Source organism: Bacillus cereus G9842 (genome assembly GCF_000021305.1).
Lineage (GTDB): Bacteria > Bacillota > Bacilli > Bacillales > Bacillaceae_G > Bacillus_A > Bacillus_A thuringiensis_S.
Window position 1 is genome coordinate 422,881 of record NC_011772.1, and the last position, 26,039, is coordinate 448,919.

A 26,039-nucleotide genomic window follows, 5' to 3' on the forward strand; every position below is an offset into this window, starting at 1 on the left:
TACTAACAGTGTACAAAAATAAAAATTATAAAAAGAGAAACAGTGATGAATTTTACATAACTTTTACATATATACACAGTTCTTTACAATTGGAGTAAATCCTCTACAATTGCTCCGTCTGTTTCACCTAAGTGTAAACCGAGTAGTCTAGCGATAGTTGGACCTTCATCAATAAGCCTCATGTACGGGACGGTAACGCCGCTTTTTATTCCTTTCCCAGCAGCGATAAAAATTGTTTCATAGTTAGGTTTTGTTGGAGAGTATCCATGCGTACCAAATGTATATTTTTTACTAGGCGTAACATCTTTTTCAGTAATTTCTTTTATAAAATCTCCTGTATAGTTTTCAGTGAAATAATAACCCTCTTGTGCTTCTAACATAAATAAACAATTACCATCTGCACCGCGGTCTTTCGCAGCTTCATCATGAAGTATAAATTCAATTCCATTCTGTTTATTTTGCAGCAGTTCTTCAAGGAGTAGTTGTACTTCTCGAATTGTATCCGTATCATTTTTGTCTTTCACATATACATAGGCAGAGCCATCACAACTTTGGCAATAGGCTTTCCAGTCTACTAATTTGCCTTTTTTATTAAGAGATATAAGTCCTCTTTGATGGAATAGCACATTTAATTGGATGGATTTGTTTTCACTTAAAGCGCTATGATCACCAAGGGCAATAATTGTACTTTCTTCGTATAGATCACTGTCTTTTAAAGTTTGAATAATTTTCCCTAGCCGCTCATCATGTCTATGAATTGCAGCTATTGTTTCGTTAGATTCAAAGCCATGATAATGTCTTTGCGTGTCTAAATCAGTGAAATGTACGAACATAACATTAGGCTTTTTCGTCTGAATGGTGTGTACAGCAGAGGCGAGGACGAAATCATCCAGCTCTGGTTGTGATAAACCATTTCTTATATGGCCGAAACGACGATTTAAATCTAATTGGTATAGTGGGCTACCGCTAAATAAGGAAACTAACACTTGATTTTGCCACGGTCTATTGGGGAAAATTTCTGGTAAATTGTAATCAATGTTTGCTCTCCCAGTAACAGGCCATAGAAGGGCAGCTGTCGTTAAATTTGCTTTACGCGCTTCATCATACAATGTTGTTCCTTTTATCGATTTTCGGTACCAATGCCAATCAGGTGATTCACGTCCTGGTTGAAGTAACGTATTACTAACAACACCGTGCTTGTTAGGATAATTACCGGTTACGATTGTTGAGTGGCTTGGATATGTTACAGAAGGATAAATTGGTTCTACTTTTTCGACAACCGTGCCCTTTTTTATTAGAGATTGGAAATGAGGTAGTTTTTGTAGTATAGGAAAATCTAAAGCTGATAAACAGTCGAATGATAAAATAATGACACGATTCGTTAATGCTTTATCCATAAAGTAATCCTCCTAATTATATAAAACCTATTCTTATATATTACTATTAATACCTAGTAATAAAAATATGTTTTCGAATAAAATTTATTGTTTATTTTCAGAAAAATTAAACATATAATAAGTATAAGGGAATCTACGGACGGAGGGAATAGTATGGACTGGTTAGATGGATTCGGTATATTTTACATCATTGGTGGCATCACAATTCTCCTTGTATTTGCTATTTCATATTTACTAAAGAAACGTTTTCCAGACAAACAGTTTGATATTATATTTGCACTGATTGTAATACTTCTTTGCTTAGCATCATTTCCTGTTACCATGATGGTTATTGGTGGGTGGGAAGGAATGGGATATGGATTTATTGGTTTCTTCGTTCTACTAGGTACACTTATTGGTATGATTGCACATCAACTTGTAAAAATCTCTCGAAAAAGCTACGTATAAAACTGTAAAAAACGAAAAGAATATATAATAATAAGAAAATTAGCTATTGTTTTAAAAAAGAATTTGTATTATGATAATCAACAAATTTATTTCATTATAACGATGAAAAAGGACTAGTACATGTTCAACCTTTTTAGCAGAGAGAGAATCCGCCAGGCTGAAAGATTCTTAAAAAGGCAATATGGAACCTGCCTTTGAGTTCTGCATATGCAGCGGGAATTTCCCGTTATCAAGAAGAGAGCATATACAATTTTTTTGTATGAATCAGGGTGGTAACGCCGGCAAAGCTCGGTCCCTATTTAGGGACGCGGGCTTTTTTGTATTTTCTGGAAGAAGGAGGAAGACTGACTATGGCAAAAGAACAAGTGCAAGCCATTACGAAGATGGAAGAGGACTTTGCGCAGTGGTATACCGATATTGTAAAAAAAGCCGAACTGGTTGATTATTCAAGTGTAAAAGGGTGCATGATTTTACGTCCATATGGTTATGCCTTATGGGAGAATATGCAGAAGGTGATGGATGAGAAGCTAAAAGAAACTGGCCATGAAAATGTATATATGCCAATGTTTATCCCAGAGAGTTTATTGCAAAAAGAGAAGGATCATGTTGAAGGGTTTGCTCCTGAAGTAGCATGGGTTACGCATGGCGGAGATGAAAAGTTAGCGGAAAGACTTTGTGTACGTCCTACATCTGAAACTTTATTCTGTGAGCATTTTTCAAAAATTGTGCAATCCTATAATGATTTGCCAAAATTATACAACCAGTGGTGTTCAGTAGTTCGTTGGGAGAAGACAACTAGGCCATTCCTTCGTACGACAGAATTTTTATGGCAAGAGGGTCATACAATCCATGAAACAGCAGAAGAATCGCAGGCTGAAACATTAAATATTTTAAACTTATATGCTTCTTTCTGTGAGGATTATTTAGCGATACCAGTTATTAAAGGACAAAAAACAGAAAAAGAGAAGTTTGCTGGAGCAAAGGCAACTTATACAATTGAAAGCTTAATGCATGATGGGAAAGCACTTCAAACAGGAACATCCCATAACTTTGGAACGAATTTCTCTGAAGCATTTGATATTAAATTTTTAGATCGTAACGGTAAGTGGCAATATGTACACCAAACATCTTGGGGTGTATCAACAAGAATGATAGGTGGGCTAATTATGGTTCATAGCGATAATAATGGACTTGTAATGCCACCAAAAGTTGCTCCAGTGCAAGTTGTTATCGTACCAATTGCTCAGCATAAAGAAGGAGTTTTAGCGAAAGCAACAGAGTTACAAGGACATATTCAAAAAGTTGCACGCGTGAAAATAGATGCTAGTAATAAAACACCGGGCTGGAAATTTAATGAGTATGAAATGAAGGGCATTCCAATTCGATTAGAAGTTGGGCCTAAAGATATTGAAAAGAATCAAGTTGTACTTGTAAGAAGAGATACGAAAGAAAAAGAATTTATATCAATGGATCAATTAGAAGAACGTATTCCAGCACTACTTGAGGAAATTCATGACTCTTTATTTAATAAGGCAAAAGTATTTCGCGATGAGAATACGTATAGTGCGACGAATTTTGAAGAGATGAAACAAGTAGCTGATGAAAAGCAAGGATTTATTAAGGCAATGTGGTGCGGAGAATTAGCTTGTGAAGAGAAACTAAAAGAAGAAGTTGGAGTATCTTCACGTTGTATGCCTTTTGAGCAAGAGCATTTAGCTGACGAATGTATTTGTTGTGGTAAAGAAGCTAAACAAATGGTGTATTGGGGAAAAGCGTATTAATAATCCTTCTGATAGGTGATAAAAAGGACTTTAGGCTGCATAATAAAATGCAACCTAAAGTCCTTTTAGTTTTTACAATTTATTTCATGTATTTTTTAGATGGAAGGATGTGTTTTATTTTGCGTTTTTACGGCGAATAAATAGTAACATACCAATTAGGAATGTTGAAAGCCCCATTAAAATAGATGCAGGATAATGTGTTGCCGTATTCGGTAACTTATCGCCTTGTTTTTTCGCATTATCTTTTACATTGCCACCTTGAGAGCCGTTTCCACTGCTATCGCCTTTAACACGGTTACCGCCCTGAGAGCCATTACCACCTTGAGAACTGCTATCGCCTTTAACACGATTACCGCCTTTAGAGCCATTGCCACCAGAGCCATTGCCACCAGAGCCATTGCCACCAGAGCCATTGCCACCAGAGCCATTGCCACCAGAGCCATTGCCACCAGAGCCATTGCCACCAGAACCATTGCCACCAGAGCCATTGCCACCAGAGCCATTGCCACCAGAGCCATTGCCACCAGAGCCATTGCCACCAGAACCATTGCCACCAGAGCCGTTGCCACCAGAGCCGTTGCCGCCAGAACCGTTGTCACCAGAGCTACTGCCACCAGAACCGTTGTCACCAGAGCTACTGCCACCAGAACCGTTACCACCAGAGCCGTTGCCGCCAGAACCGTTGTCACCAGAGCTACTGCCACCAGAACCGTTACCGCCGGAACCATTGCCGCCAGAACCGTTACCACCAGAGCCGTTACCGCCGGAACCATTGCCACCAGAGCCACTGCCACCAGAACCGTTACCGCCGGAACCATTGCCGCCAGAGCCGTTACCGCCGGAACCATTGCCACCAGAGCCACTGCCACCAGAACCGTTACCGCCGGAACCATTGTCGCCAGAGCCACTGCCGCCAGAACCACTGCCGCCAGAACCATTGCCGCCAGAACCGTTGTCACCAGAACCACTATCGTTCTGAGAACCGTTATTTCCTGGAGGTTTATTATTATCCTTTGAGTTTCCTTCTGCAAAATGATCACTATTTTGTACAATAGCGTTTGTTAATGGGCGGAAGTTTTCAGTTGCAGCATTACCAATATTTAAACCGCTAAAAAAAGATAAAGAGAGTGTTGATGCTAAAATGAAGATTTTCGTCATGGTTTTCCTCCTAAGAAATTAATATTCCATCTAAAATACATCCCTTTGTAATATTTCTTAGGAAAAAGAGTTTTATGCAAAAAAAACTATATATAGAAAAAGGTGGTGTATTTCTCAAAGCAGAAAAGAGTTAATGTAGATTTCCTACAAATAGTAGAGGCGGAGAATTTACATTCAGAACGGTAGAGGAAGTGGCAGTAGATGAAAGAGTATATAGCGTTTGATATTGGCGGTACGCAAATTAAGTATGGCATTGTTTCAGAAATAGGGAGAGTATTAAAGCGTAAAACAGTTGCAACAGAAATTCATTTAGGCGGAGAACAAACTATTCAAAAACTTATATATGTATCAAAAAAAATAATGAATGAACATACTATTGCAGGAATTGGTATTAGCACCACGGGGATTGTTGATATTAATAAAGGAATTGTGACGGGAGGTGCGGATCATATTCCGGGATATCGTACTATTCCTATTATTGATAGATTGCAAGAGATATTAAAAGTTCCAGTATCGATTGACAATGATGTGAATTGTGCAGCGTTTGGAGAAAAATGGAATGGTAGTGGAAGAGAGAAAGAGAACTTTATTATGCTCACCCTTGGAACAGGGATTGGGGGAGCGATTTTTATAGACGGAGAATTGTACCGAGGGCATTCATTTAGTGCTGGTGAATGGGGGAATATGTTAATAGAAGGAAAACCGTTTGAAGAGGTTGCCTCGATTTCAGGATTAATTCGTCTTGTCAGAAAATATAAAGGCAAAGGTGAGTGGAATGGGAGATTAATTTTCGAGTTGTATGATAAAGGAGATCGGGAAGTTGCTCAAGTAGTTAGGATCTTCTTTAAACATTTGGCAATCGGAATTAGTAATCTTGCTTATATTTTCAATCCAGAAAAGATTATTATTGGTGGAGGAATTACCGATAGAGGAAATGAGTTTTTAAAAGAAGTAAAAGAAGAGGTCAGTAAATACTTAAATCAAGAGATTTATAATAATTGTGAGATTGAACTTGCACAAAACGGTAATTGTGCAGGAATGATTGGTGCTATTTACCACTTCTTACATCATCATAAGTAAATTATATGAATGTTTTCATATAACTGAGAATTTATCCTTTTTATCGCTAGGTAAATAATGCTACAATATAAGAGAAGAATACAATATTTTCCGATTTGGAAAATGCTTTGTAGAAAGGGAGAAACTTCATGCCTATTATTTTAGAAAAAGGTCAAAAGATCGATTTAACGAAAGGACAACCAAAAGTAGCAAAACTACAGGTTGGCTTAGGCTGGGATCCAATTGGGCAATCAGGTGGATTTCTGTCTTCATTATTTGGAAGTAAACCAAATGTAGATTGTGATGCATCTGTTGTTATGTTAGAAGGAGATCGTTTTTTAAACAAAAATGATTTAGTTTACTTCGGAAATAAACTTTCTACTTGTGGTAGTATTATTCATTCAGGAGATAATTTAACAGGTGAAGGCGCTGGTGATGACGAAACAATTTTCGTAGAATTACATAAAGTTCCGAGCCGTATTAATCGTTTAGTATTCGTTGTAAATATTTATGACTGTGTAAATCGTCGTCAAGATTTCGGGATGATTCGTAATGCATATATTCGTATTCAAAACCCGCAAACTGGTGAAGAATTAGCACGCTATAATTTATCGGATAATTATGCTGGCAAAACGACTCTAATTGCAGGTGAAATGTATCGTCACGGAAGTGAATGGAAGTTTTCAGCTGTTGGAGAAGGCACACAAGATAAAAACTTAAGTGAGATTGTATCACGTTATCAATAAAATAAACCGAGGAGGAATTGAATATGGCATCAATTTCATTGAAAAAAGGACAAAAGGTAGACTTAACAAAAACGAATCCGGGTCTTTCAAAAGTTCTTGTAGGACTAGGTTGGGATACGAATCGTTATGACGGACAAAACGATTTCGATTTAGATGTTAGTATTTTCTTAGTAGGCGCTAACGGTAAAGTTTCAGGTGCAGAGGATTTCGTCTTCTATAATAACCCAAAAGGTGCGAATGGTGCTGTCGAGCATTTAGGAGATAACCGAACTGGCGAAGGTGAAGGCGATGACGAATCGATCAAAGTAGATTTGAAAAATGTACCTGCACATATCGAACGTATTTGTTTCACAATTACAATCTATGATGGAGAAGGTCGTAGCCAAAACTTCGGACAAGTTTCTAACTCTTTCGTACGTATTTTAGATGAAGAAAAGAATGCAGAATTAATTCGTTACGATTTAGGAGAAGATTTCTCTATTGAAACAGCCGTAGTAGTAGGTGAATTATACCGTCATGCAGGTGACTGGAAATTCAATGCAATCGGAAGTGGATTCCAAGGTGGATTAGCGTCTCTATGTAATAACTTTGGTTTAGACGTAGAGTAATAGATTTAATTTATATATCCATCGGTGAAATGTATGTTTACCGATGGATATATTTTTAAAGATAAAAATATAGAGGTGAATATAGATGGTTATTCAATTACAAAAAGGACAGAAAATTGATTTGGGTAAGACAAGCCCTGGTTTAACAAAAGCAGTAATTGGTCTTGGATGGGATATTAAATCTTATGACGGTGGATCAGATTTCGATTTAGATGCATCTGCCTTTTTATTAGATGCAAACGGAAAATGTACGAAGGAAACTGATTTTATCTTCTATAATAATTTACAGTCTCCTTGTGGATCTGTTTTACATACAGGAGATAACCGTACAGGTGAAGGTGAAGGTGACGATGAGCAACTTGTTGTGGACTTAAAGAAAGTTCCAGCAGATGTGCACAGAATTGCTATTACAGTTACGATTTATGATGCAGAAGGCCGTAGTCAAAACTTTGGACAAGTAGGAAATGCGTTTGTTCGTTTAGCAAATGAAGAGACGAATGAAGAAGTTCTTCGTTTTGATTTAGGGGAAGATTTCTCCATTGAAACAGCAGTTGTCTTTTGTGAATTATACCGTCATAATGGACAGTGGAAGTTTAATGCAGTAGGAAGTGGATTCCAAGGTGGTTTAGGTGCGCTTGTAAGAGCGTATGGCTTGGATGCATAGAAAGGAAACGATATTCGTTTCCTTTTTTTGACCTTTCTATAAATCTAGCAAAGAATAGGGGATAAAGGTAAGATGAGTATTTTGCAAGGAATCCTTGATACGTATGCTCAGTTTTTCGACTTGGACATGTGGATTAAAGTGTTGCAAGATCCAGTATCTTGGGGATTAATAGGTACACTTGTTGTACTTGAAGGTTTGTTATCTGCCGATAACGCACTTGTGTTAGCAGTAATGGTAAAACACCTTCCGGAAGAAAAACGTAAAAAAGCATTATTCTATGGACTTATTGGAGCTTATGTGTTCCGCTTTATTGCGATTGGAATTGGAATGTTCTTAATTAAATTATGGTGGGTAAAACTTCTTGGTGCACTTTACCTTGCTTGGTTATCAGTAAAATACTTTATTGATAAGCGTAAAGGTGCAAGTGAAGAAGACGAAGCTCACGGTATGAATCAAAACAGTATTTTCTTTAGAATGTTCGGTGTCTTCTGGGGAACAGTTGCGATGGTTGAATTAATGGATATCGCGTTCTCTGTAGATAGCGTACTTGCTGCATTTGGTGTATCTAATGAAGTTTGGATTTTATTATTAGGCGGAATGCTAGGTATTTTAATGATGCGTGGTATCGCTGGTGTATTCTTAAAATTGTTAGAGCGTATTCCAGAGCTTGAAACGACAGCATATATTTTAATCTTAATTATCGCATCGAAGATGCTATTGTCTCTAATTGATATTCATATTAGTCATACACTGTTCTTCATTATTTTAGTTGTAGCATTTGGAGCAACATTTATAATTCACTACATGAAGAATTCTGGACAAGCTAAAGAAGAAGTTGCAGCTACTAAAGAAGACAATAAATAATTGAAATGGGTTTGCTCGTTTTACGAGCGCCCATTTTTTATAACCAAAAATAGTTTATAATAGAAGAAAGATTTAGAAAAAACGTAAATGTTTTTGGAGGTGAACTGTTGTGTTTTCACGTTTTACACTTCAACCATATGCATTAAAAGATGAATCAGATTTAAAGCAATTTGAAACACTTTTAGAAAAACGCCCACAATATGAGCTGACAGAGAATGAAATGAAATTTAGTTATATAGCATGTCGAATCCTTGGCGTTCCTAATGATGTAGATGAATATTTTAATGAACTGTTTGATTATAGTGAAGCGAAAGGAATCGAAGTTTTACACGAACAAAATTTAAACAAAGTGATTGATTCGGAAAAGCTTCGTCATATTCAAGAAGTGTTCGGATTACATCAAGAAGCACCAAATGGTCTGACAGTAAATAGGCTAGTTGCACATTTATCTGGGAAACAACTTTTACCGAAAGTAGACAATCCTGATTTACAGCATTACATACATGCGACGTTCATTTCAGTATTGAAATTATATGAGAAACAACATAATCAGTCGTTAAAGACAGAAGGTTTCCGTCGTTTCTTAATCGACATAATTAAACTAAGCGAAAATTACGTAGCGAAGTGGTTCTCTACGATTAATTATAAGAAACAAATGCCGCGTATCGTTTGGTATGGTGATGCACAGGAAAGCCGTATATATTTCTTATATTTTCTTATTATGCTCGGTTGTGATGTGCTTTATTATCACCCCGAAGGAAAAGATGGATTTGAAAATATTGATGAAGAGGGAAGAACTTTTGTTGTATCTCATCCGGGTCGCATTTCGCTTGAACCATTCCCTGATCGTCGACGTGAGCGTGTTGCAACAGTAGCGTATCAAGCTTCGAAAGAAATTGAACAAGTACTTCACCACGATAATTCACTATTATATAAACCGTGGCAATTTCGTTCGTATACACCTGTAGCACGTACGTTAAAAACGACATATGATGAACTCTTTTTAATTACGAAAGAAAAGGCATTTGTACGTCCAACATTCTTTGTTGAAAATAAACATATTTATATTCCTTCTTTATTTGCGAAAATATCAGGCGTTTCAAAGAATGATAAAGAATATTTTCAACGATTAAAGGTTGTTACATCATTTGATAACAGTTTATTAATTAATACATTCCCATTTACGAAAGAGCAAAAAGCAAATTTCCAATATCATTATCGAGATGCATTGGACCGAGCTGGGAAATTACATCCTGATCTAATTATGAATAGCCATTGGTGGCCGCATAAGCGTTTACCGGAAGGTTTACAACATGGGATTGCAGAGGCGATTATCCATACGTGCGAAAGTGAAATATGCAAACCAATTGCGAAAGAAACGAAACAAGATGTAGCACTGTATGTTTTCGCACAACTTTCTCAAATACCACCTAATATTTTAGAACAGCTTGAGAAATTTGATTATTCACAAGATGTACCGAAAATTGTTATATTTAATAATGAGAAGAGTGGAGAATTAACTCGTTCTGACGCTGTTTTATTACTATTTTTGAATCAAATTGGAGTAGATGTATTCCATTTCAATCCCACGGGCAGAAACGATATTGAACCGTATGTTGAAGCAGGAGCATTCGATTCCCATTGGCTTGAAGAAGTTAATTTCGATCTTGAGTTTCATGGCTCATCAGCCTATAAAAATTTATCACAAACAATAAAAGGACTATTTCGTCCATTTTTATAAGGAAAGGGAGAATACCATATGAATAACCCAGTCGTACTAGATTCGAAAACTGAATTGAATGAGCAAACCGCACAAGATGTTCGCTTGCAACTTAGACAAGATGCAGATGTGCAACGTATTTATAACGCAGTAGATATTAAAGATCAACTGGAATTAATTGAACTTGGAAAAGAACCTTCTATGGAAATTTCACGTTTCGCTGATCAAATTTTACATACAATGTCTCTATCAAAGATAGAAGATTCTGGTGAATTGTTAAAGCAACTTGGTAAAATTATGGACAGATTTGATAGTAAAGACTTTGCGGAAGAAAAAAGTGGTTTCTTCTCGCGCATGTTCAAAAAAGCGGATAAAATGATAGAACAAATCTTTAGTAAATATCAAACGATGGGCCGCGAAATTGATAAAGTTTATGTGGAAATTACGAAGTACCAAGATGAGATGAAAAAATCAATTGGTACGTTAGATGGCTTGTATGAGCAAAACTTAAAATATTATTTAGACTTAGAGAAGTATGTAGTAGCAGGAGAAATGTTATTAGAGCGTTTAAATACAGAATTAGTTCCGATGTATGAAGAGCGCGTGCGTAATAATGATCAATTAGCAGGTATTGAATTAGAGTCGCTTAAAAACTCGGTTGAAATTTTAGAGCAACGTATTGATGATTTAGAAAAAGCTCGTATGGTTGCGCTACTTACAGCACCACAAATTCGCATGATTCAACGTGGTAATAATAAATTAATTGGTAAAATCAATACAGCATTTATTACGACGATTCCTATCTTTAAAAATGGTATCATTCAAGCAGTAAATGCGAAACGTCAAAAGCTTGTTGCAGATTCTATGGCTGAACTTGATCGCCGTACAAATGAATTACTTAAGAAAAATGCACAAAATATCGCAACGCAAAGTGTAGAAGTAGCGAGATTATCAGGTTCTTCTAGTATTAAAATGGAAACACTTGAGGAAACTTGGAACATTATTTCAAGAGGTATGCAAGAAACACAACAAATTGAAGAACAAAATAAACGTGAGCGTGAAGAAAGTCGCAAGCGTATGGCTACATTAACAGAGAATATCAAAAAAGAATTACAAGGATAAATGAAAAGGCAATGAGGAATAGTCCTCATTGCCTTTTAGTTTCTCTTCACTAATTTAATAATTTCATTCACAACAAGTGGAATGATACTTAATAAGAGAACAAATCCCCAATCTCGCATCGTTAATGCATGTACACCGAATATATTTGCAAGGGGCGGGATGGAGATGATACAAACTTGCATAAGAACACCGATAAGAAGGGAGAAGACTAAATATTTATTTGTAAAGATCCCAATTGAAAAAATCGATTTCGTTCTTGAACGCAAGTTAAATGAATGAACAAGCTGAGAAAAACTAAGAACGACAAATGCCATCGTTTGGGCATGTAATAGAGCATCCTCATCAATTCGCTCTGGGAAAAGAGGGAATAAATTTGTATCTCCAGTATAGAATTTTGCTCCGGCGATAAAGGCTATTAACGTTAAAATCCCAATGACAGCCCCATTGAAAATAAGAAAAGGAACGCTACCACTAAATAGGCTTTCTTTCGCATGTCGTGGTTTTTCCTTCATCACATCTGGATCTTCAGGATCAACCCCAAGTGATAATGCAGGCAGTGTATCTGTAATTAAATTTACCCACAAAATATGAATAGGTCGTAGGGGTGTTGCCCAGCCAAGTAAAATCGCTAAAAATAAAGCGATAATTTCTCCAAAGTTACAAGAGAGTAGGAAGAGAATTGATTTTTTTATGTTACGATAAATATTTCTACCTTCCTCAACAGCTTTCACGATAGATGAGAAATTATCATCTGTTAACACGACATCAGCTGCTCCTTTTGCGACATCTGTTCCTGTAATGCCCATCGCTACGCCAACATCAGCTTGCTTTAAAGATGGTGCATCATTGACACCATCACCAGTCATAGAAACGATATTTCCTTTTGCGCGTAATGCCTTTACAATTTTCACTTTATGCTCTGGAGAGACTCTAGCGAATACATTTAAATGATTAATTTTGCTAGCTAGTTCTGTATCTGAAATGTTATCTAATTCAGTTCCAATCATAATTTCAGATATTTCTTCAGCAATGCCAAGTTCTTTGGCAATTGCAAAGGCGGTATCTTTATGGTCACCGGTAATCATAACTGTGCGAATACCGGCTTTTTTACATTCTGTAATTGAATCTTTCACTTCAGTTCGCGGTGGATCAATCATACCGACAAGACCGATAAAGATAAGATTTTCTTCAAGATGATTTATATCCACATCGTTTGAATTGTATTTTTTAAATGCGAATGAAAGTACTCTTAAAGCTTCTTGAGACATTGCTCCGGCAGATTCTAATATTTGATTTTTATCAGAATCAGTTAAAATCTCGATTTTCCCGTTTTTAAAAATATGGTTACATCGAGGTAAGAGCTTATCGATAGCACCTTTCGTCATGCTATAGCAGTTTTCATCGTATGTATGCACGGTTGACATCATTTTACGATCTGAGTCGAAAGGTAGCTCGTTAACACGTTCATGTATTTTTTCTAAATGATCTTTTTGCATGTTAAAAGTGCTTCCGGCCACCAGAAGAGCAATTTCAGTCGGGTCCCCGGTTTGTGATTCGTTATTGTAAGACGCATCATTACATAGCACCATATTCTCTAACAATAGACGTTGCGTATCATTATTTACATTCAAATGTTCTAAGTGATCGTATGTGTTATCACTATAAAAGTGAGTAACAGTCATTTTGTTTTGCGTTAATGTGCCTGTTTTATCTGAACAAATAATTGTGACAGACCCGAGAGCTTCAACAGCAGGAAGTTTACGGATGATGACGTTTTGTTTAATCATACGCTGCACACCAATTGCAAGAACGATGGAAACGATAGCTGGCAAGCCTTCTGGAATAGCTGCAACGGCTAAACTAATAGCAGTCATAAACATTTCTAGTGTATCTCGTCCTTGTAAAAAGCCGATGAGAAACATCACGATACAAATAGCTACAGCAACAAAGCCTAAATACTTTCCGACTTGTGCTAAGCTTTTTTGAAGTGGTGTCATATCATCGTCTGCTTCATGTAACAGGGTAGCAATCTTACCAATTTGTGAGTTCATTCCAGTTTCAACAGCAACACCGACGCCTCTTCCGTATGTTACAAGAGTAGACATAAAGGCCATGTTTTTTTGGTCGCCGAGTGGTACTTGCTCATCACTTTGCATGGAAGGGTGGTAGATTGCATCTTTATCAACAGGGACAGATTCACCAGTTAGAGCAGATTCTTCAACTTTTAAATTTGCGGTTTCGATAAGGCGTAAATCGCATGGGATATATCGTCCGGCGTCGAGCATAACGATATCCCCTGGAACGACGTGCTCAGATGGAATTTCTTTTAGTTCACCATTTCTCTTGACGATAGCTTTAGGCGTCGCCATCTTTTTCAATGCCTCTAAAGCTTGTTCTGCTTTCGATTCTTGGACAACACCGATAACAGCATTTAAAACTACAACGAGCGCGATAATACTGGCATCCGCCCATTCACCTACAAAGGCAGAAATAAGGGCAGCAATAATAAGGACATATACGAGGACGTCATTAATTTGGGCGAAAATACGCTGCCATAAAGTGCGTTTTTGTTTTGTAGCTAATTCATTAGAACCGTATTGCTTTAAACGGTCACTTACAATCTCATCTGTTAAACCGTGTTGTTCGTTTGTTTCTAGGTCAATTAATGTTTGATCTTTCGTCTTACTGTACCAATTGCTCATAAGTAAGCACCTCCAGTAAAAACAGTTAGCAATGGTAGTGTTGCTATTATTTGTGAGTAGTATGTATGGAGAAAAAATCTAAGATGAGGTTCTACTTCTATTGTACAATATTTTACAGTTGGTTGAGGGAAAGAGAAGAGTTGTCATGAATTTGTTGGAAATAAAAAAGAGCCTCATATAAGAGAGGCTTTTTTACTTTTTAATTAATGTACCTAATTCTTCTGTAATAGCTTGCATTTCACTAATGCTGAAAGTTTCACGTTTCATAACATGATCATAAATGTCACGTAAATCTTCGTACATTTCTTCGTTAAAACTAGCAGCTCTCATCGCTCCAGCATTAACCATACGTAATTTTTCTTTAATAGCTTCGACCATATATTCAACGTTTTCTTCTGACTTTACGGATAAATCCACCGAAGTGTCCCCCTTTAAAATAACATAAGGCTATCTTAACATTTTTTATCATTTTCGTTAATGAATCTTTTCAATCCTATTAAATTAGTAGGGATTTCCTTTATATTTAATAATTGGTTGTTTATACTATAAGTATATATGAAGAAATGCACCAAGAAGGGAAGAAACAAAAACATGGTTCAAGTATTGTTTGTTTGTCTTGGGAACATTTGCCGTTCTCCAATGGCAGAAGCGATTTTTCGAGATCTTGTCGTAAAAGAGGGACTCGAAGAGAAAATTGTCATTGATTCTGCAGGAACTGGAGATTGGCATGTTGGCCATCCGCCACATAAAGGAACACAAAAAATTTTAAAAGAAAATGCAGTCACTTTTGAAGGAATTAAAGCAAGGCAAGTAGAAAAAGAAGACTTAACAAAGTTTGATTATATTATTGCCATGGACAACAAGAATATAGCAGATTTAAAAAGTTTAGGTAAAACTGGAGGCTATATTGGTAGACTGTCCGACTTTGTTCCAGACGGTGGCTGGACAGACGTTCCTGACCCTTACTATACAGGGAATTTCCAAGAAGTATATGACCTTGTAACAGAAGGGTGTGCAAAGCTATTAGCTTTCATTCGAAATGAACAAGGAATATGAGGAAGCTTAGAAAGAAATACTTTCTAACATAAGAAATGAAAGGGTGAAGGAATATGGCAAAGAAAAATAATATTGCTCGAAACATTGCGATTGGTGTAGCGGCAGGTGTAGCTGTATCCATGTTAAAGAAAGAAAACCGTGAAAAAGTAAAAAATACAGCAGAAAAAGCAAAAACAAAGATGATTGAAATTGGTGAAAATGCAAAGATCAAAGAAAAAGTGCAAACTGTTACAGATAAAGGACGCGAACTTGCTGATTTCAATGTGGTAAAAGCGAAAGTAGCAGAAATTAAAAAATTAACGCCATCTGTTGTAGAGACGTTAAAAGAAACGAAAGAAATTTTTAGTAAGAAAAAAGTTGAGCCAGAAGAAAAGCCAGAAACGATTGAAATTCAAGCTGTATCTCCAAAGGTAGATGAGCTGAAAGCAGAAGAAGAGCCAGTAGTTGCTGAAGATGGTGGTATGAAAGAAGCGCGTGAATTATTTATAAAAGACTCAAATGCAGTGGAAAAAAAAACTGAAGCGTACATTGAGTTAAAGCAAGATAAAGAAGAGAAGAAAAGCGTTTAAACATATATGAGAAAAATTTTAGAAAAGGTGAGAAGAAATCGTACTTATTCGTTTGGTAAAGATTTATATGACCGGACGATGCGCGATGATGTAGCGGGCTTGGCAGCACAGCTCGCTTATTTCTTCTTGCTTGCAATTTTTCCTGGGCTCGTTTTCTTAATTACGCTTCTTGGATTTATTCCCATTCAAACAGAGGATGTGCTTAGTTTATTAGAGGTTTATGTACCAGATGATGCAATGAACTTAATTGAGGTAAATGTAGATAAAGTTGTAAACCAGCAAAATGGTGGTTTATTATCATTTGGTTTATTATCCATGTTATGGTTTGCCTCAAATGGTGTTAATGCGGTTATGAATGCTTTTAACCGAGCTTATGACGTGAAGGAAACACGTTCTTTTATTACAACAAGAGCGTTATCAATTGTGTTTACATTAGCTATTATTTTTATGATTGTCTTTGCGTTAATTGTTCCGGTATTCGGACAAGTTATTGGAGCAGCAGTGTTTAAAGCACTCGGTTTATCAGATAGTTTTTCTTTCGTATGGAGCATTACACGATTAGTAGCGAGTTTCTTCGTACTATTTGCTTTGTTTAGTTTCTTATATACATTTGCACCAGATCGAAAGTTAAAAAGAAGAGAAGTTATTTCAGGGGCGTTATTTGCTACTGTAGGATGGATTGTGGTGTCTTACTCATTTGCTTATTATGTAGATAAGTTTGCGAATTACGCCAATACATATGGTGGTCTCGGTGGTATCATTATTTTAATGTTATGGTTTTATTTAACTGGATGGGTAATTTTACTTGGCGGTGAAATTAATGGTTTACTCCACCATTATAGAACCGGTGACAATAATTCCCGTAATGAATAATGAGCTCTTGTTCCATAATAAAAAGGAACAGGGGGGATATTTCATGAGTAATAATAAAAAGAACCATAATAATAAAAGTAATAATAAACAAAAGAGCAGTTCGCATCCAAAGCATAAAACGAGTAGCAGTGCGAACGGTCATAATAGCTATCATTAAAAAAAAACGGGTCCTCTATGAGGGACCCGTTTTATTTGCTTCCTTTTAGTAATCGTAAGCCATTCAAAATGACAAGAATCGTACTTCCTTCATGGCCAATAACACCGAATGGAAGAGCTAAAAATTGCAAGAAGTTTGAACAAATTAGCATGGCAATAACGGCTAGCGAAAAGATTACGTTTTGCTTCACAATACGGTTCATTCGTTTTGATAAACGAATTGCTTGGGAAAGGCGAGATAGTTCGTTCTTCATCAGTACAACATCTGCAGTTTCTAAAGCTACATCTGTTCCTTCTCCCATTGCGACACCAATGCTAGCAGTAGCTAGTGCAGGGGCATCATTTATACCGTCTCCGACCATTGCTACTGTACCGTATTTTTCTTTTAACTTTTTAATCGTTTCAACTTTTGTTTCTGGTAAGCATGATGCGTAATATTCCTTTATATTACTTTCAGAGGCAATTGCTTTTGCCGTTTCTTCATTATCTCCAGTAATCATAATTGCTTCGACACCAATGCTTTGTAAATCACGAATAGCAGCTATTGTTTCTTGGCGAAGCGTATCTTTTAAAGCGATAAGTCCAAGAATGCCTCCCTCATCACTAATATAAACGACAGTTTTACCTTCTTTTTCAAGTGAGGCAGAAATACCATTATGAAATGTCTTTGTTTCTTCACCGATAAAGTCAGCTTTACCTATTTTATAAGCGATGTTTTCCAATCTTCCTTTTAGACCAAAACCAGTTACATCTTCAACCTTTTCTGGTTTTTTTAATGTAATGTCGTACGCATGTTGTGCATATTTAACAATGGATTCAGCTAAAGGATGTGTAGAGTGACTTTCAATTGATGCTGTAATAGAAAGTACTTCTTTTTCTGTTATATTTTCTCGAACATATACATCTGTTACGGTAGGTTTACCTTCTGTTAATGTTCCTGTTTTATCAAACGCGATTGCTTTCACAGAAGCAAGGCGTTCTAAATGTATACCGCCTTTAAAGAGAATACCGTTTCTCGCTCCGTTAGAAATGGCTGATAACGTAGCTGGTGTAATGGCAGCTACGAGCGCACAAGGAGATGCGACTACAAGTAAGATCATAGCGCGATAAAACGTTTCATTCCAGCTCCAGTCAAGTAAGAAATGAGGAACGAACATCATAAGCGCAACAACGAGTAGTACAACTTTTACGTATGTTCCTTCAAACTTTTCGATGAATAGTTGTGATGGTGATTTTTCACTTTGTGCACTTTGGACGAGACGGATAATTTTTTGGAATAATGTTTGATCGCTCGGCTTCGTAATTTTAACTTCGATAGCACCACGTAAATTTACAGTACCGGCAAATACTTCATCGCCATGTCTTTTCTCATTTGGAATAGGTTCTCCTGTGATTGCTGCCTCATCGATATTTGTTTCACCGTTATGAATCGTACCGTCAGCAGGAACACGTTCACCAGGTTTAATTAAAATAATGTCGTTAATTTGTAACTCTCCAACAGGAACACGTTCTTCAGTTCCGTTGGAAATACGTAATGCTTCTTCAGGTTGTAAGTCAAGAAGAGCGGAAATTTCTTTTTGGCTTTTACTTAACGTATAAGATTCCATAGCACCGCTGAGCGCAAAGATAAAGATTAAGATAGCCCCTTCTGCCCAGTAGCCAATAATTGCAGCACCAATAGCTGCAAAGAGCATTAGCATTTCAACATTTAGCTCTTTTTCTTCAATCGTATCTTCAATGCCTTCTTTCGCTTTTGCATATCCACCAACTATATAAGCAAGGATATAGCAAGTAATACCTACATTCATTGCATCGTTCTTTGTGAATAACCAGCCAACTAAAATAAAAATACCAGATGCTACTGCAAATACAAGTTCATAATGTTTTTTTAATGTGTCCCATAAAGAGGGATGGGAAATTGCTTCTTTTGCCTGTAACGTTTTTACTTCTGAGTTCATTACTACTCGCTCCTTCCGAATTCTTATTGAGAAAAATAATCAAAATCGAAACCCCTATAAAACGACGAAAGCTGCCATCCATAATGGATAGCAGCATTTCTGTTGAATCTGTTTTTAATCGTTATTATATTGTAATTATTCTATAGTATATCATATGTTTTTATGAGATGGTACGGTTTTGTTTCAAGTATAAACGGAAAACTTGTGTTTTCGCAATTCCTCTGGTATATATGAATATTGTTCATAAAAGATCGGAAAGGAAGACAGCAAGTGAAGACAGAGAAATTTTTTACCCATCCGATTGGCGTATTTATTGCTGCAATAGTAGCAACTTTTTTATGGGGAAGCGCATTTCCTTTTATTAAATTAAGTTATGTTGAACTTGGAATTCAACCACAAGAAGTTGGAGAGCAAATATTATTTGCTGGTTATCGTTTCTTGTTATCTGGGGTAATGCTTTTATTCTTTTTTAAAGTGTTAGGGAAAAATATGAGCTTCAAAAAAGGAACGGGGAAACAGTTAATACAAATTGGTTTATTCCAAACGTTTCTTCAATATATCTGTTTTTATATTGGAATGAGTTATAGTTCGGGGATTGAAGGAGCTATCATTTCAGGGACATCATCATTCTTTCAAATTTTACTCGCCCATTTTGTATATAAAGATGATGCTCTCAATATGAGAAAATTAATTGGGGTATCGATTGGTTTTTGTGGCGTCATTTTAGTAAATATGCCGAGTGATGGTAGCTTATCATTTCATTTTGGAATCGGAAGCTTATTACTTCTTAGTGCAGCAATGCTGTATTCATATGGAAACATATTAGCAAAAGAAGGTAGTAAAACATTAGATGTTGGCTATATGACAGCATACCAAATGATTTTTGGTTCTATAGGATTATTATGTATAGGGGCTTTACAAGTTGGAGTAATGCCATTTACATTTAGTCTACACGCACTACTTATGCTGATTTATTTATCTTTCTTATCTGCAGCTGGTTTTTGCATTTGGAATACAATTATGAAATACAACAAGGTTGGAAAAGTATCTATGTATATGTTCTTTATACCCGTATTTGGTGTGTTATTATCGAGCATGATTTTAGGTGAAGCAATTCATTCATTTGTGCTACTTGGTTTAGCATGTGTAGCCGCGGGAATTATTGTGGTAAATCGGACGCCAGCTAAGCAAAAAATAGAGCAAGAAAAACAAGTGGCATAGAGAGCAGAAAAGCGATTACAATGGAAGAACAGTGCTGTTCTTCTTTTTTAGAAAAAGGATAATAGACTAAGTGTAACGAAAAAAGATACAAAAAGCATTTATTGAGGAGAACATATTATGAATCTACTTTACGTGGTGTTAATTGGGCAAATACTTCTTTTTTTTATTGGTGCAATTTATGCAATAGGGCAGACAAAAAGAACGAAAGTTAATATGCCGTTACCTTTAGCAATCCGTCTTATTCTTAGTTTTTCTTTAACAGGTAGTGCAATTGGGATATGGTTACAAGATCCATCTGTAGAGTATAGTACGTGGGTTGCACTTGGTATGACTTTATCGACTGTGGGAGATTTGTTTATGGCTGGGTTGATTCCAATTGGTCATCGATTAATTGGTGGGATGGTTACTTTCGCCCTTGCTCATTGTTTTTATGTAAAAGCATTTTTGCAAACAGGAATTTCATGGAATGGTTTTTGGATTGGCTTACTTGTATATGGGCTCTTTCTAATTGTAGGATGGTTCTCCTTTATCCGAAATGATAAACAGGATAAATTGTTTACGATAGGAGCTCTAATTTATGGATTGTGGGTTGGGGGAATGGCGTGCTTTGCATTCGCCTTATATTATGAAAATACAGGAATATGGTGGATACCAGCGTTTGGTGGTTTACTGTTTGTGATTTCTGATTTTATTATTGGCGTGACAGATATCGGAGGGCGCAAATTGAAGTATGAGCCACTTTGGATTTGGTTTACATATGTAGCTGCTCAAATGTGTATTGTATATGTGGGATTATAAAAAGATACTCTCAAAAATAGTGGATAGACTATTTTGAGAGTATCTTTTTTGCTTGTTTAATTTGATCAGTATTGTTATTTTGAAATTTCTAATATTATAATTTAATAATTCAGAATTTTGTAGAAAAATATCAGTCGTATTATTTATAATAAAAGTAAAAAGATGATGAGATGGTGAAATGATGCAAAGGAAAAAATGTTGGCATGAATTTTTTGGAACGATTGCAATTGCATGTTTATTGGTGTTTTTGGCGAAAATTTTTGTGTTTTTCCCTACGACTGTAAAAGGAGCATCCATGAGGCCGACGTTGCAAGATGGAGATAAGGTGATTGTTAATAAGTTAGCAAAACAATTTGAAAGCTATGGGAGAGAAGACATTATTGTTGTGAAAACAGATAATTTTTATGTCAAAAGAGTGATTGGATTGCCAGGAGATATTATTGAGATGAGAAATGATCAATTATATGTAAATTCTGAAGTGAAAGATGAAGAGTATTTGGATAGTAATAAAAAACAAGCAGAAAAAAAACTTATGAATTTAACAGAGGACTTTGGACCGATTACAATTCCTAAAAATAAGATTTTTGTTATGGGAGATAATCGCCTAATAAGTAAAGATAGTAGAAATGGTTTAGGTTTTATTGATAGAGAAGATGTGTTAGGAAAGTTAGCAGGCATTTATTATCCGTTTGAACATATGAAAATAATAAAGTAAAAAAACCAAGCAAATTTTAGTTTGCTTGGTTTTTCTGTTAAACAGTAGGAGATTCGTTAGATACAAAGATATCTTCATGTTTCTTTGTAGTACTTAAAACGAATTTATGTTGTAGCAATTGTAGTTTAAATAACGCTAAAGGATCATGATATGTTTCTGGATTGCTTCTTAGCGTTGCTAATGTTTGTTCATCTTCCTGTATCTCAAGTTGAGCTGCATCCACATTTTGTTTCAATATGCTAAGTGGATCTTTAAAGAACATCATGATATCGCGTTCTAATGCCCCTTCAAATACTTCAAATTGTAGGAAGAATTGTTTTGAAATTGTGTGAGCAATTTCTGTATAGTCTTCTGTTTCAATATATTGTTTATATTTGTTGGCGAGCATAGATTGGTTTTTTTGCATATTACCAAATAATTTTCCGGCACTTTTTAAGAAAAACTGTGTCGGTGTAAAGCGTAATAAAATATTGATGTTTGTTACTGTAATTCGATTTGTCATTCGTACAACATCTCGATTCCAATCATCTAATAATTTGAAATCGCAAGGAAGTTTCATACGTTCTTCTTTATATAATTTATTAAATGTTTCACTCATTTCATCTAAATAAGCTTGAGCTTGAATAAATTCATTATGTGCTGTTTCAATCCATTCTTGAATAGACCCAGTAAATTTAGGAAGAAGTACCTGTTGTACATGCTTTTGAACTCGTTCATTCATTGCAGCATTTAATTCTTCATGAACTAGTTTGAAATCACTATCTTCTTGAACAAGATCAGAGCAGCTCTGTAATAATTCAGGAATTTGAGAATGTATATCTCGTGTAATTTCTTCTTTCGTTAAAAGATAGGATTCGGTAATAGAGCGAATTTTATCTTTTTCAAGAGCAGTAAGGTTATTAATAAATCCAGTAAGTTTCACTGAGATGTGTTTATTCCAGCGTACGGATTTTACTAATGTATTTTCTAATTCCACACGTTCGTTTATGAGATAAGCAATCGTCTTTTGCGTAAACCATATTAGCTTTTCTATACGTTCTTTTTCTATATCGCGTTTTGCAAGATTAGAGAGAATAGATTCTGTTACATCTCCAAGTTGCTGGCTACTCTCTTGCGAAGGAGAGTATGGGAAGAATTGTGCATCTGGAAAATGCACTTTAAGTTTACTAATTAGTTTTTCATTAGTAGTCGTATTATTTGTGTGTAATACGAAGTGAATTTGTAAGTTTGATACTTGTTCACGTAAATAAATTAACGTATCAATTTCTTCACTATGCAATGGTGAAGAAGAATTTAATACGTAAACAAGACTATCTGCTGCTTGTAAGTATTCAAAGTATGCATTGTTTTTATCCAATTGTCCTTGAATGGATGGTGTAATAAGAAATGTAAACTTATTTTTTCTTAAAAACCTACTTGGTAGCTTAATTTCTATACATCTTTTCTCAAGTTCCGACTGAGCAGATGTAGCCGTTATTTGATGGAATTCATTAAGGTTAGGGATACTTCGTATATCTAACGCGGTAAATTCTGTTATTTCAGTTTGACTAGCGTCTTTAAATAGAATAGGAGTTGTTAAAGTTTCATTTAAGATGTTCTCTCCTAATATTGAATTAACAAATGATGTTTTATCATGGTCACTAGTTCCAGCTATTAGTAGTGGCGTGACATTTAAATCGCATAGTTCATGGACGAGTAGCGTAAATTGATGACTTAAATCTACATCATTTTTCTCAGCCCACACAGCGATTGTTTCGAATAAATGAGAAACTGTTTCCATATTTACATCTGCTTCAGCAGATGTATTAGAAAGTAAGGATCCAGCACTTTTTACGAGTAATGATTCTAAAGTTGTAGGTGAGACTTCATTCCATGCTAACACTGCTGCAGAGACAACTAGAGAATCTTTTGCTTTCGTTAAACTGAACCAATTTGTTAATAAATTTGGTACAAGTCCGTTTAATTCATGCATAAAATGATTTCCGGTAATTAATGCAAAGTATGTTTCTTGATAGCGAGTAGAAATTTCATTCCAATCGTCATTATTGTCTGTTTCAATATGCAAGAATAAATGATTAATACTTTGAATCCAAGGAAGGTATAAGGATTCATGTTGATAGCTATTCCAAAGAGCAATAACAAGTTCTTTAAATTGAGCTTGATCAACAGCATATAGAGCTTTTAAAGACTCATAGAAATATTCAGGCTTAATATTTTTTGTAAATCCTTTATTTATGTAATTTATTAACGTATCAAACCAGTGTAAAGATTGTGTTCGAATACCTTCTTGAACAGCTAGTTCGATAGCGTTGTTCCAATCTTCTTGTTTTTCATAGAAAGAACGTGCAATTGCAGTAATATTTGGGTAATCCGGTTGGAATGCAACAGCTTCACTAATCGTCTTAAAAGCAAGTCCTAAACGATCTTGTTCGATATAAAGAGAAAGAAGTTGTAAGGAAACCTCCATCGTAAGAGTTGTATCTTCTGTTTGAATGGATTGATAAATTTCTTCTGCCTTTGGTAAAAATCCTAGTTCAAAATAAGCATCTGCAATATTTTTTGTTGCCCAAAGTGCAAGAGCATTATTTACTTTTTCCCATTTAAATATAGCTGCTTCAAAATCTTTATTTTGATAATAAAATTCACCTTGAGCAAATCGAATATTAGAAATGTTGGAGAATTCATTTTTAGATTCATTTATATATGCTTCACCGAGTACTTCCGATGCAGGAGTAGAAGTTTCTTCTGTTAAAAATGTTTTATAGTAAACTTTTTGAATAAATTGATTTTCAATGGTCATGTTCGTTCCCCCCTGTATAATTTAGAAAAATGATGTTGTATGTAAAAGGGTTCATGTTCTTTTAATAGGTAGAAGTTGCATTATATAGACCAAACTATGTTTTTGCTAGATATATCATTTTTCTTGAGAGTTAAACCGTTGCGAAAAGTAACTTTCCTTTATTGTAACAAAAAAACACGCATATGAATTTTTATTTTTTATCGGGTCATTTGCGGGCAGTAAGAATCTACTCTCAAAATTGGTGAATGTAAGTGAGTTATGTGGGAGTCGGGATGTCTGTAGAAGCAAGATTGGCGTAGATTAATAATTAGTAGAGGATGAAGAAAAGCCCCACTGATTAAAGTTTCACTTTATCTCTGTTAAAGGAAAGAATAGAAGTAGAGTTCATTATAAAAACAATGTATAGTGAATATGTATACCATGTTTGCCTTAAAGATAGAAAGGGTACAATGTGGAATAACGATCGTGCATAGGATGTGTCTTCCGAATGGAACAACATATTGGCGAGTTAATCGCGCATTATGGCTATTTTGGAATTGTTATAGCTTTGGCTGGTGGGATTGTCGGATTACCGATACCAGACGAGTTTTTATTGACCTTTATTGGTTATAATGTTTCAAAAGGAGTTATGTCAGGAACTGCTGCTTTTTTAAGTGGGATGGCTGGTGCGATGTTAGGGATTACGTTAAGCTACATATTAGGTTTAAAACTTGGGCTCCCTGTTTTAAAGAAATATGGGCCGAAAATTAGAATTAAAGAACATCACATTGAAAAAACACATATTTTATTTGAAAAATATGGGCCATTTCTTTTAATGATTGGTTATTTTATACCGGGAGTACGTCATTTAACGGCATATTTTGCTGGGGTATCAAATTTGACACTTTGGCGTTTTTGTTTGTACGCTTACGGTGGTGCGCTCATTTGGATAAGTGTTTTTATTGGGCTTGGCTGGAAGTTAGGCGAGAAGTGGCGCTTCGTTGAGTATAGTTTACATCATTATGGAATATGGATTTTATTAATTTCAGCAGTTGTTACATGTGTTGTATGGTTTTACATAAAGAAAAAGAAAAACCGCTAATAGCGGTTTTTTTAGCTGAAAGCAATAAATAATACACCAGCTGTAATAAAGACTACACCAACACCGGTCATAAAGTTTAACTTTTCACCGAGGATAATCATAGCGAGAATGATAGAAAATACGACGCTTAATTTATCGACAGGAGCTACTTGTGAAACCTTTCCTGTTTTGAGGGCAAGAAAATAAAATAGCCATGAAGAAGCACCTGCAATCCCACTTAATGTGATAAATAGCAGTGCTTTTTTATTTAGCAGTACGTCGCCGATATTTTGAAATTTACCTTGTATGATAATAACGCCTATCATAAATAATGCCATAATAATAGATCGAATTGTTGTTGCAACGTTTGCATCGATTCCGTCTAAACCAAACTTTCCAAAAATCGATACAAGGGCAGCAGCAATTGCTGATAATAGTGCAAATAAGAGCCACGAACTCATAGTAAAATCCCTCCAATCTTACAGTATTATACATGAAAATGATTCTCATGTATAAAGTTGAAGTAATTAAGGTTTATAGGAAGCATGACTCCAACTTAACTTCT

General features: G+C 35.7%; 23 protein-coding genes and 1 other annotated feature. Of the genes, 16 read left to right on the forward strand and 7 right to left on the reverse strand.

The window, feature by feature from the left end:
* Positions 1-83 precede the first annotated feature (83 nt).
* Entirely contained in the window at positions 84-1,397 is a 1,314-nt protein-coding gene (locus BCG9842_RS02135) for an alkaline phosphatase family protein (protein WP_000356444.1), read from the reverse strand.
* A 153-nt stretch (positions 1,398-1,550) separates the two neighbouring features.
* Here BCG9842_RS02135 and BCG9842_RS02140 point away from each other — a divergent pair, with 153 nt between their 5' ends.
* Both BCG9842_RS02140 and proS read left to right on the forward strand, forming a co-directional pair.
* Positions 1,551-1,844 (forward strand): YesK-like family protein, encoded by a 294-nt coding sequence (locus BCG9842_RS02140; RefSeq protein ID WP_000383860.1) that lies wholly within the window; start codon positions 1,551-1,553, stop codon positions 1,842-1,844.
* A gap of 93 nt (positions 1,845-1,937) precedes the next feature.
* Positions 1,938-2,144: a binding site (T-box leader), on the forward strand.
* 50 nt (positions 2,145-2,194) lie between these two features.
* Positions 2,195-3,625: a proline--tRNA ligase gene (gene proS, locus BCG9842_RS02145; protein ID WP_001040982.1), complete on the forward strand. Its 1,431-nt coding sequence runs from the start codon at positions 2,195-2,197 to the stop codon at positions 3,623-3,625.
* A 114-nt stretch (positions 3,626-3,739) separates the two neighbouring features.
* On the opposite strand, the gene BCG9842_RS31530 is transcribed toward proS, so the two are convergent.
* On the reverse strand, positions 3,740-4,783 hold the full coding sequence (locus BCG9842_RS31530; protein ID WP_000161158.1) for a hypothetical protein: 1,044 nt from the start codon (positions 4,781-4,783) through the stop codon (positions 3,740-3,742).
* Between the two features lie 201 nt (positions 4,784-4,984).
* Between BCG9842_RS31530 and BCG9842_RS02155 the strand changes: the two genes are divergently transcribed.
* The 7 genes from BCG9842_RS02155 to BCG9842_RS02185 all read left to right on the forward strand — a co-directional run bounded on the left by BCG9842_RS02155 (position 4,985) and on the right by BCG9842_RS02185 (position 11,566).
* Positions 4,985-5,863: an ROK family protein gene (locus BCG9842_RS02155; protein ID WP_000666113.1), complete on the forward strand. Its 879-nt coding sequence runs from the start codon at positions 4,985-4,987 to the stop codon at positions 5,861-5,863.
* A gap of 128 nt (positions 5,864-5,991) precedes the next feature.
* Positions 5,992-6,588, forward strand: a complete 597-nt coding sequence (locus tag BCG9842_RS02160; RefSeq protein WP_001121586.1) for a TerD family protein — start codon at positions 5,992-5,994, stop codon at positions 6,586-6,588.
* A gap of 23 nt (positions 6,589-6,611) precedes the next feature.
* Entirely contained in the window at positions 6,612-7,196 is a 585-nt protein-coding gene (locus BCG9842_RS02165) for a TerD family protein (protein ID WP_000146729.1), read from the forward strand.
* Between the two features lie 85 nt (positions 7,197-7,281).
* Positions 7,282-7,860: a TerD family protein gene (locus tag BCG9842_RS02170; RefSeq protein WP_000236653.1), complete on the forward strand. Its 579-nt coding sequence runs from the start codon at positions 7,282-7,284 to the stop codon at positions 7,858-7,860.
* A 72-nt stretch (positions 7,861-7,932) separates the two neighbouring features.
* On the forward strand, positions 7,933-8,724 hold the full coding sequence (locus BCG9842_RS02175; protein WP_000025702.1) for a TerC family protein: 792 nt from the start codon (positions 7,933-7,935) through the stop codon (positions 8,722-8,724).
* 109 nt (positions 8,725-8,833) lie between these two features.
* On the forward strand, positions 8,834-10,465 hold the full coding sequence (locus BCG9842_RS02180; protein ID WP_000492853.1) for a YceG family protein: 1,632 nt from the start codon (positions 8,834-8,836) through the stop codon (positions 10,463-10,465).
* A gap of 18 nt (positions 10,466-10,483) precedes the next feature.
* Positions 10,484-11,566: a toxic anion resistance protein gene (locus tag BCG9842_RS02185; protein WP_001064413.1), complete on the forward strand. Its 1,083-nt coding sequence runs from the start codon at positions 10,484-10,486 to the stop codon at positions 11,564-11,566.
* 35 nt (positions 11,567-11,601) lie between these two features.
* Here BCG9842_RS02185 and BCG9842_RS02190 read toward each other — a convergent pair whose 3' ends face one another.
* Together BCG9842_RS02190 and BCG9842_RS02195 are read right to left on the reverse strand one after the other, a co-directional pair.
* Positions 11,602-14,268 (reverse strand): cation-translocating P-type ATPase, encoded by a 2,667-nt coding sequence (locus BCG9842_RS02190; RefSeq protein WP_000073682.1) that lies wholly within the window; start codon positions 14,266-14,268, stop codon positions 11,602-11,604.
* A 192-nt stretch (positions 14,269-14,460) separates the two neighbouring features.
* A complete protein-coding gene (locus BCG9842_RS02195; RefSeq protein ID WP_000366196.1) occupies positions 14,461-14,685 on the reverse strand; it encodes a DUF1128 domain-containing protein in 225 nt (74 codons plus the stop codon).
* A 174-nt stretch (positions 14,686-14,859) separates the two neighbouring features.
* Between BCG9842_RS02195 and BCG9842_RS02200 the strand changes: the two genes are divergently transcribed.
* Genes BCG9842_RS02200 through BCG9842_RS02210 form a run of 3 tightly spaced genes read left to right on the forward strand, consistent with a single transcriptional unit; the run spans position 14,860 to position 16,766 of the window.
* The gene (locus BCG9842_RS02200; protein ID WP_000250910.1) at positions 14,860-15,324 is read left to right on the forward strand and encodes a low molecular weight protein-tyrosine-phosphatase; all 465 of its coding nucleotides are present in this window, start codon (positions 14,860-14,862) and stop codon (positions 15,322-15,324) included.
* Positions 15,325-15,377: 53 nt separating this feature from the next.
* Positions 15,378-15,893 carry a DUF4075 domain-containing protein gene (locus tag BCG9842_RS02205; protein ID WP_001085387.1) on the forward strand — a complete coding sequence of 172 codons (516 nt, stop codon included), beginning with the start codon at positions 15,378-15,380 and terminating at the stop codon, positions 15,891-15,893.
* A gap of 6 nt (positions 15,894-15,899) precedes the next feature.
* Complete coding sequence (locus tag BCG9842_RS02210; RefSeq protein WP_001226536.1) at positions 15,900-16,766, forward strand: YihY/virulence factor BrkB family protein; 867 nt, start codon at positions 15,900-15,902, stop codon at positions 16,764-16,766.
* Positions 16,767-16,954: 188 nt separating this feature from the next.
* Here BCG9842_RS02210 and BCG9842_RS02215 read toward each other — a convergent pair whose 3' ends face one another.
* Positions 16,955-18,880 carry a heavy metal translocating P-type ATPase gene (locus BCG9842_RS02215; protein WP_001083769.1) on the reverse strand — a complete coding sequence of 642 codons (1,926 nt, stop codon included), beginning with the start codon at positions 18,878-18,880 and terminating at the stop codon, positions 16,955-16,957.
* 270 nt (positions 18,881-19,150) lie between these two features.
* On the opposite strand from BCG9842_RS02215, the gene BCG9842_RS02220 reads away from it, so the two are divergent.
* The 3 genes from BCG9842_RS02220 (at position 19,151) to lepB (ending at position 21,614) form a co-directional block, all read left to right on the forward strand.
* Complete coding sequence (locus BCG9842_RS02220) at positions 19,151-20,101, forward strand: DMT family transporter (RefSeq protein ID WP_000845708.1); 951 nt, start codon at positions 19,151-19,153, stop codon at positions 20,099-20,101.
* Between the two features lie 117 nt (positions 20,102-20,218).
* On the forward strand, positions 20,219-20,899 hold the full coding sequence (locus BCG9842_RS02225; protein ID WP_001051074.1) for a lysoplasmalogenase: 681 nt from the start codon (positions 20,219-20,221) through the stop codon (positions 20,897-20,899).
* A gap of 178 nt (positions 20,900-21,077) precedes the next feature.
* Positions 21,078-21,614: a signal peptidase I gene (gene lepB, locus BCG9842_RS02230; RefSeq protein WP_041488110.1), complete on the forward strand. Its 537-nt coding sequence runs from the start codon at positions 21,078-21,080 to the stop codon at positions 21,612-21,614.
* A 37-nt stretch (positions 21,615-21,651) separates the two neighbouring features.
* Here the strand turns inward: lepB and BCG9842_RS02235 are convergent, their stop codons facing one another.
* Positions 21,652-24,414, reverse strand: a complete 2,763-nt coding sequence (locus BCG9842_RS02235; RefSeq protein WP_000151407.1) for a tetratricopeptide repeat protein — start codon at positions 24,412-24,414, stop codon at positions 21,652-21,654.
* A 487-nt stretch (positions 24,415-24,901) separates the two neighbouring features.
* Between BCG9842_RS02235 and BCG9842_RS02240 the strand changes: the two genes are divergently transcribed.
* Entirely contained in the window at positions 24,902-25,495 is a 594-nt protein-coding gene (locus BCG9842_RS02240; protein WP_000434870.1) for a DedA family protein, read from the forward strand.
* An 11-nt stretch (positions 25,496-25,506) separates the two neighbouring features.
* Here the strand turns inward: BCG9842_RS02240 and BCG9842_RS02245 are convergent, their stop codons facing one another.
* Positions 25,507-25,935: an EamA family transporter gene (locus BCG9842_RS02245; protein ID WP_000100295.1), complete on the reverse strand. Its 429-nt coding sequence runs from the start codon at positions 25,933-25,935 to the stop codon at positions 25,507-25,509.
* Positions 25,936-26,039: the final 104 nt, after the last annotated feature.